Raw genomic sequence first — 1,149 nt, forward strand, 5'->3', positions numbered from 1 at the left:
GATTGTGCTAAAAATGAAGGTAGTTGTTGGAAACGTGATGAACATACAAAGAACTTCGTTAAGTGCAGAGCAGATAATGAATGTTGGAATATAGATGGTAGAGGACTTAAGGTTGCTCAAGGAGGAAAAGAGGAATTTACAGGGCAAAGTTGGAATAAAAGAATAGTAAATGAAGGAATATTAAAGCTAAAAATTCAAGATCCCATCATAGTATCTTTGAAGGGAGAAGCTAGAAAAAGAGATCTTAGGAGAGACACTAGTGAAGAGAAGAATCAAAGACTTGGAGGATATGAGGTATTTGTCAGAGCAGAACCATTCATTGTAAAGTCTAGTGATAATAATAATCATTTAAAAGCCTGTGTAGCAAGCGAAGGTAGTAATCCTAATCTGGGTAATGCTTGCCAAGAATTTAACATTAGCAAGCATGAAGAATTATCTATGCCTATAAGTGGCAATATATGGTTTAAAATCGATGATTCAGGAGATTATAAAGACAATTATGGCGAATATACTGTTTCTGTTACCCGAGTAATCGATAGATTGATCTTTTCAAAAATAATTGGAGACATAATTAATGTTGCACAAAATACCATGCATCAAGCTGGTAGAAAAATTTTTCATAACATTACTTGTGATAATATAGCGACAAAAAATTGCATAAATTACCTTGTATCTTTGCAACTCTTACTAACCCTTTATATCACGATATACAGTATCATGTATATTTTTGGTTTGGTAAAAATGGCCCATGGAGATTTAATTATAATGATACTCAAAGTGAGTATCATTATAATATTGATAAGAAAAAATAGCTGGGAATTTTTCAATAACTACATATTTAATACAATTATAAATGGATCTACAGAACTAATTACAAAAATACAAAGTAATATTGATGCAACTAATCCATTTGCTTTCTTAGATATGACTATTGGTATGACCTTACTAAATCCTATTAATTTATTGAAATTACTTACTTTGCTTTATTCTGGTATTACAGGGATTATCTATTTATGTATAATAATCTACGGTCTTTATATGTTTTTCAAAGCTATTTTTAATGCTCTGATATCATATTTTGTCTCTTTTGTTTTCATTGCTATTTTAATTGCTATTGCTCCTATATTTATTCCTTTTATGTTATTCAAT

1 protein-coding gene is annotated in these 1,149 nt (G+C 29.9%); it reads left to right on the forward strand.

The window, feature by feature from the left end; all coding sequences use genetic code 11:
* On the forward strand, positions 1–1,149 hold a 1,149-nt coding region (locus IHI24_RS04730; RefSeq protein ID WP_194966913.1), incomplete at both ends, for a type IV secretion system protein.

This window comes from Rickettsia endosymbiont of Cardiosporidium cionae (assembly GCF_015476335.1).
GTDB lineage: Bacteria > Pseudomonadota > Alphaproteobacteria > Rickettsiales > Rickettsiaceae > JADHZC01.